The sequence below is a fragment of the Subdoligranulum sp. APC924/74 genome, from assembly GCF_003324125.1.
Lineage (GTDB): Bacteria > Bacillota > Clostridia > Oscillospirales > Ruminococcaceae > Gemmiger > Gemmiger qucibialis.
Genome location: NZ_PSQF01000131.1, coordinates 1 through 5,848, shown reverse-complemented (window position 1 = coordinate 5,848; position 5,848 = coordinate 1). Strand labels below are relative to the sequence as shown.

Annotated in this window: 6 protein-coding genes; all 6 read right to left on the bottom strand. The window is 55.9% G+C overall.

The window, feature by feature from the left end:
* A partial coding sequence (locus C4885_RS16835) for a hypothetical protein (protein ID WP_207657607.1) occupies positions 1 to 243 on the bottom strand: 243 nt, incomplete at its 3' end.
* A 367-nt stretch (positions 244 to 610) separates the two neighbouring features.
* A complete protein-coding gene (locus tag C4885_RS15135) occupies positions 611 to 895 on the bottom strand; it encodes a hypothetical protein (protein ID WP_114001134.1) in 285 nt (94 codons plus the stop codon).
* Complete coding sequence (locus C4885_RS15130) at positions 892 to 1,917, bottom strand: ABC transporter ATP-binding protein (protein ID WP_114001133.1); 1,026 nt, start codon at positions 1,915 to 1,917, stop codon at positions 892 to 894. Before C4885_RS15130 ends, C4885_RS15135 begins: the two co-directional genes overlap by 4 nt.
* 2 nt (positions 1,918 to 1,919) lie before the next feature.
* Entirely contained in the window at positions 1,920 to 2,939 is a 1,020-nt protein-coding gene (locus tag C4885_RS15125) for an ABC transporter ATP-binding protein (RefSeq protein ID WP_333559385.1), read from the bottom strand.
* A gap of 153 nt (positions 2,940 to 3,092) precedes the next feature.
* On the bottom strand, positions 3,093 to 4,634 hold the full coding sequence (locus tag C4885_RS15120; protein ID WP_114001131.1) for an ABC transporter permease: 1,542 nt from the start codon (positions 4,632 to 4,634) through the stop codon (positions 3,093 to 3,095).
* A gap of 18 nt (positions 4,635 to 4,652) precedes the next feature.
* Positions 4,653 to 5,717 carry an ABC transporter permease gene (locus C4885_RS15115; RefSeq protein ID WP_371681685.1) on the bottom strand — a complete coding sequence of 355 codons (1,065 nt, stop codon included), beginning with the start codon at positions 5,715 to 5,717 and terminating at the stop codon, positions 4,653 to 4,655.
* Positions 5,718 to 5,848 lie beyond the last annotated feature (131 nt).

Sequence of the window (5,848 nt, the reverse complement as noted above, 5' to 3'; positions counted from 1 at the left end):
CGCCGCCAGTGGCGGAAACAGCGAACCGAAGCAGGGGCAGCGGTCGCAGAGTGCGAGGGGCTTTTGCCCCCGAAGCACGATGCGGATACCGCAACCCGACATTATCGAGCATTTTGGCAACGCAGATGCCGTGCCGCAGCCGCCGGAGCGGTGCTTAAGCCGCAAGGCGGGAATTGTGCGGTGTTGCCATAACACAATAATATTATTTTCCATCAAGAAAGCAATGAATAATAAAAGGCGCATCGCAACCCCTTGGATAGGGTGTGCGGTGCGCTTTTGTGTTGTACTTTTATTTAGGCACTGTAGGGTGGGATGCCCTCATCCCGTCCTTGAGGAACATAAATCATCCACCACATGCTAAAAAAGCTTCTGTAGGAACAGTCTTGACCGTTCCGAAACCTTGTTCCGAATACCATTAACAAAATTCACCGCATCAGCTCATCCGCGGGACGATGCAAGCATCGTCCCCTACAAATGTTTGTAGGTTTACAGCAAATATTTACGTTTCTCGGCGGGGTCGGGTGCCCCCACCTTACCTTCCCCCACAAAACCAAACACCCCCGTCCTTATTCCAGCTGTCACGCAGCCAAAACAAAGGCGGGGGTATTTTTTAATGCCAGAGGGTAAACAGCAGCGCCAGCAGGGCCAGCAGGCCAAGCAGGTAAACGCCACAAATCAGCAGGGTAGCTTTCAGCGCACCCAGGATCGCCCACAGGCGCTCCTTACCGGTCAGCTGGGGGTCTTCCTCCCAGGGACGGTCAGCAGCCTGTTGGGGCTGCTGCGCGGGGGTATGGCCCTGCTTGCGGCGGCGCGGCAGCCAGATACTGTCGTGCTCAATGCCACTCATATCGGCCACGGTGCGGCCGTCATCCTCAAAGGGTTCGTTATGCTTCATTTTTCGTACAGGTGGCACACAACATAGTGGCCGGGTTCCACCTCACGCTGCTGCGGCGCTTCGGTCTTGCAGCGCTCGGTCGCATAGGGGCAGCGGGTATGGAACTTGCAGCCCTTGGGCGGGTTGGCCGGGGACGGAATGGAGCCCTGCAGCACAATGCGCTCGCGGCGAATGGTCGGGTCCGGGATAGGAATGGCGCTGAACAGTGCCTTGGTGTAAGGATGTAGCGGATGGCTGAAGATATCCGGCGTTGCACCGTACTCCACCAGGTTGCCCAGGTACATAACGCCGACCGTATCCGAAATATGCTCAACAACAGAAAGATCGTGGGAGATGAACAGGTAGGTCAGGTTATATTTATCCTGCAATTCTTTCAGCAGATTGATGATCTGGGCCTGAATGGAAACGTCCAGTGCAGAGACCGGTTCGTCGCACACAACAAACTCCGGGTTCAGGGCCAGGGCGCGGGCAATGCAGATGCGCTGGCGCTGGCCGCCGGAAAATTCGTGCGGATAGCGGGTTTTGTGGTAGGGCTGCAGGCCGCAGTTATCCATGACCTGGTCAATATAATCATTGAACTCTGCCTTGGGCACCAGGTTATGCTCGCGCACAGCCTCACCGATGATCTCACCAACCGGCAGACGCGGGGACAGGCTGGAGAACGGGTCCTGGAAGATGATCTGCATCTTGGTACGCAGGTTACGCAGCTCCCTGCCGGTCATATCGTACACTTCTTTGCCGTTGAACAGTACCTGACCGCCGGTTTTTTCGCCGGCAAGGCGCAGGATTGTACGGCCGGTGGTGGATTTGCCGCAGCCGGATTCGCCGACCAGACCCATGGTATGGCCGCGCTTGAGGTTGAAGGTAACGCCATCGACAGCCTTGACATGACCCACGGTCTGGGACATCAGGCCGCCCTTGATGGGGAAGTATTTTTTAAGCTGGTTGACCATCAGAATATACTGATCATCATAGGTGACGGGGGTATAGTCCAGCTTTTTTGCGTTTTCTGCCTGTGCCATCGTCACTCACCCGCCTTTCGATTATTTTCATAGTAGCGGTAGCAGCTGACCTTGTGCGTGGGGGACAGGCTGATCTCGCAGGGGTATTCACCATCGCAGCAGGGCAGAGCCATCTCGCAGCGATCCTTAAAGTAACAGTAGTTGGGCATATTGACCGGGTTGGGCACCTTGCCGGGGATGGAGTACAGTCGGTCCACCTTTTTGCCCACGATCGGTTTGGAAGCCATCAGGCCGATGGTATAGGGGTGAGCCGGGTTTGCGAAAATCTCCTGAGCGGTGCCCTTTTCCACCACGCGGCCTGCGTACATGACAACAACGTAATCTGCCATCTCGGCAATCACACCCAGGTCATGGGTGATCAGCATGATGGAGGAGTTAATGCGGTCCTTCAGGCTGCGCAGCAGGTCCAGGATCTGGGCCTGAATCGTCACGTCCAGTGCGGTGGTGGGTTCGTCGGCGATGATAACCTTGGGGTTGCAGGCCAATGCCATGGCGATCATGACACGCTGGCGCATACCGCCGGACAACTCATGCGGGTACATCTCATATACACCCTGGCTGTTGGCGATGCCAACCATCTCCAGCATTTCAACGGTGCGCTTTTTGATGTCCTCTTTGCTCTTGCCTTCGCCGTCATGCAGAGCAATGACTTCATCGATCTGAGCACCGATGCGGAACACCGGGTTCAGGCTGGTCATCGGCTCCTGGAAGATCATCGAAATATAGTTGCCGCGCAGGTGCTGCATGACCGTGCCGGGAGTTTTGGCAACATCATAGGCTTTGCCATTACCCAGGTTCAGGCGGATCTCGCCCTGAACGATCTGGCCCTGGGGGCGCTGCAGCAGCTGCATCAGCGAAAGGCTGGTAACGGATTTGCCGCAGCCGGATTCGCCCACAACGCCCACAGTTTTGCCCACGGGAACTTCAAACGAAACACCGTCCACGCTTTTTACCACGCCAGTATCGGTAAAGAAATAGGTGTGCAGGTTATCAAACTCAACAGCGTTTTCCGGGTTCTTCATCTGGGTCAGGTACTCAGATTCCGGCACATTCTTGCGCTTGCGCTGTTTTTCGTACTGGTCCGTAATGCGGCGGTTTTCTTTGGAGATACGCCGCGACTCCTTGGCGGAAAGGTAACCGTCCTGTTGTTTAGCCATCGTGTGTGTCTCCTTTCATCAGCGTTTCATCTTGGGGTCAAAGGCATCGCGCAGGCCATCGCCCACAAAGTTGAAGCCCAGAACCGTGATCAGCAGGCAGATGCCGGCCGGGACCCAGATGAACAGATAGTTGGTCATAACATAAGCGTTGTTGACATCGTTGATGATGTTGCCCCAGGATGCAAACGGGTACTTAACGCCCAGACCCAGGAAAGACAGGGTGGCTTCCGTCAGGATGGTGGAGCCAAGGCTCATGGTGCAGGTAACAATCAGCTGCGGGATAACGTTGGGGATCAGGTGGCGGAAGATGCGGTGCCATGCGCTGATGCCGCAGGCTTCAGCTGCCGTCATGAACTCCTGCTCGCGCAGGGACAAAATCTGGCCGCGGACCAGGCGGGCAATGCCGGGCCAGCCCAGGAAGCCGAGGATCAGCATCAGGTACATCATACGGGTCCAGGAATCAATGCGCATGGCGTCCATGGCAGCGCCCAGAATGATGATGATGGGCATGGAGGGCAGGCAGTAGAACACGTCCACGATACGCATGATGAGGTTATCCACCCAGCCGCCGAAGTAGCCGGAGATACCGCCCATAACAATACCGATGGAGCCTTCGATCGCAACAACGATGAAGCCGATGATCAGGGAAACACGGCCGCCGTACATCAGGCGGGTCAGCATGTCCATACCGTTGGTATCAGTGCCCAGCCAGTGCTCCTTGTTGGGGCTTGCGTAACGGTCAAACACATAGGTTTCCGTCATCTGCTTCACGCTCCAAACGCCGGTGCTGGCATCGTACACGATGTCATACTCGGCTTCGTTGCCGTCGGCATCGGTGTAGTTGAACTCGGTAATATTATCGTCAATGGCTTCTTCCAGGCGGTCGCGGAAGTCACGGCTGATGACCACGCTGGCATCGGCAGCGGAAACAACAAAGCGGCCGATATAGGCAACTTCGCTGCCGCTCTGGATAATATTGCCGTCAGCGTCCAGTTCATAATCCTGGCCATCGGCAGTAAAGGTGGTCTCCCCTGCTGCCTGGGCAGTCAGGGCGGCCAGCTTGGCATCAAAGCTCAGCTCGGCCACGCCGTCCGCTGCGGTGACCATATCCTTAGAGGCATAAGCCAGCACAGTGCGGCCCTGACGGAAGACGTACAGGTCCTCGCTCAGGTTTTCCACTTCGTAATTGTTATCTTTATAGGTAAAGGTTTCTTCACCCTTCTTGATGGCCTCGTTGCCCTTGCTCTGGGCAATAGAGCCGAACTCCTGGCCATCGGCAACAACAAAGCGCAGTTTATCGTTGCGGGTCACACCCACATACTCTTTGGACATCTGGGTGTAGGTGTAGAACTGCTGGTCCTGGCCGTAAGGGCTGACCACGCCGCCAATAAAGGAAAAGACGAACATGGCAAGCAGCATCGTCAGGCCCACAACGGCCAGACGGTTGCGGAAGAACCGCTTGGCAACCAGCGCGCCGGGCGAAAGCACCTTAACGCGACGGTCGTCGTTCAGGGAGTACTGCTCCTTTTTGGGGGTGTTGTTCTGGGTATTCTCACTCATGGGTGCAGTCTCCTTTCTTTAAGAAATGCGCACGCGCGGGTCAACCACTGCGTACATGATATCAGTCAGCAGGTTGCTGACCAGGGTAAGCACCGCCATAAAGGACAGGTAGAACATGGTGAACGGGATATCGCCCGCAACCATGGACTGGTAAGAGATGTAGCCGATGCCGGGGATGGAGAACAGGGTCTCCGTGATCAAGGCACCGCTGAACAGGCCGGGCAGGGAACCGCCGATGATGGTAACCAGCGGAATCAGGGTGTTGCGGAATGCGTGCTTATAGATGACCACATGCTCCGAAAGGCCCTTGGCGCGGGCGGTACGGATATAGTCGGCGTTCAGCACTTCCAGCATGTTGGTGCGGGTGTAACGCATGGTAGAGCCGATGGAAACAATGACCAGCGTGACGATGGGCAGCACCAGATGGTTGGCGCGGTCACAGAACTGGCCCCACGAGCTGAGCTGGGCATAATCACGCCCGACCAGGCCGTACAGGTCAAACCAGCCAAGCTTGACAGAGAACAGCAGCTTGAGCAGCGTGGCAAAGAAGAAGCTGGGCAGAGAGATGCCCACCAGAGCCACGGCGGTGATGACGTAATCGGTACGGGAATACTGTTTGGTAGCAGCCAGGATGCCCAGGGGCACAGCGATGATCATGGACAACACAAAGGAGATGCCGCCCATGACAACAGACAGACCAATAACTTCCTGGAATTTTTGAACAACAGGGACATTCCACTTCCAGCTGTCACCGAACTGACCGTGCACTGCGCTGGACAGCCAGGTCATGAAACCGGGCAGGATGCCCTTATCCAGACCATAGGCTGCGTTGAGCTGATCCAGCCATTCCTGATACGGTTTTGCGCCCGGTGCCTGGGACAGCTGCATGGCCATGTTCTCGGCAAAAGAGCTGGGCAGGCTGCGCATCATCACATAGATGATGAAGGTAACGCAAAACAGGATCACAAAAGAAAGCAGGATACGCTTGATGACGTAGTTTCGCACTTGAAAAATCGTTCCTTCCTTCGCGGGCAGGGAGGCCGCGTTTTTAATGGCTGCGCCGCATGGCTCCAAAATACACATGAGCCGGGGCCTTGTAGCTTCGCCTATGGTGTACCTAAAAAGTCGAAAATTTAGGGCAATACCGCATAATTCTAAGTGCCGATACGGCGAGCGAGGTGCGGCAGATGCTAAGCCAAAAGCGCAGATAATAC

Coding starts and splice junctions, on each gene's coding strand:
- C4885_RS15115 (WP_371681685.1), bottom strand. CDS start 5,717: ATGTGTATTTTGGAGCCATGCGGCGCAGCCATTAAAAACGCGGCCTCC.
- C4885_RS15125 (WP_333559385.1), bottom strand. CDS start 2,939: ATGAAGAACCCGGAAAACGCTGTTGAGTTTGATAACCTGCACACCTAT.
- C4885_RS15120 (WP_114001131.1), bottom strand. CDS start 4,634: ATGAGTGAGAATACCCAGAACAACACCCCCAAAAAGGAGCAGTACTCC.
- C4885_RS15130 (WP_114001133.1), bottom strand. CDS start 1,917: ATGGCACAGGCAGAAAACGCAAAAAAGCTGGACTATACCCCCGTCACC.
- C4885_RS15135 (WP_114001134.1), bottom strand. CDS start 895: ATGAAGCATAACGAACCCTTTGAGGATGACGGCCGCACCGTGGCCGAT.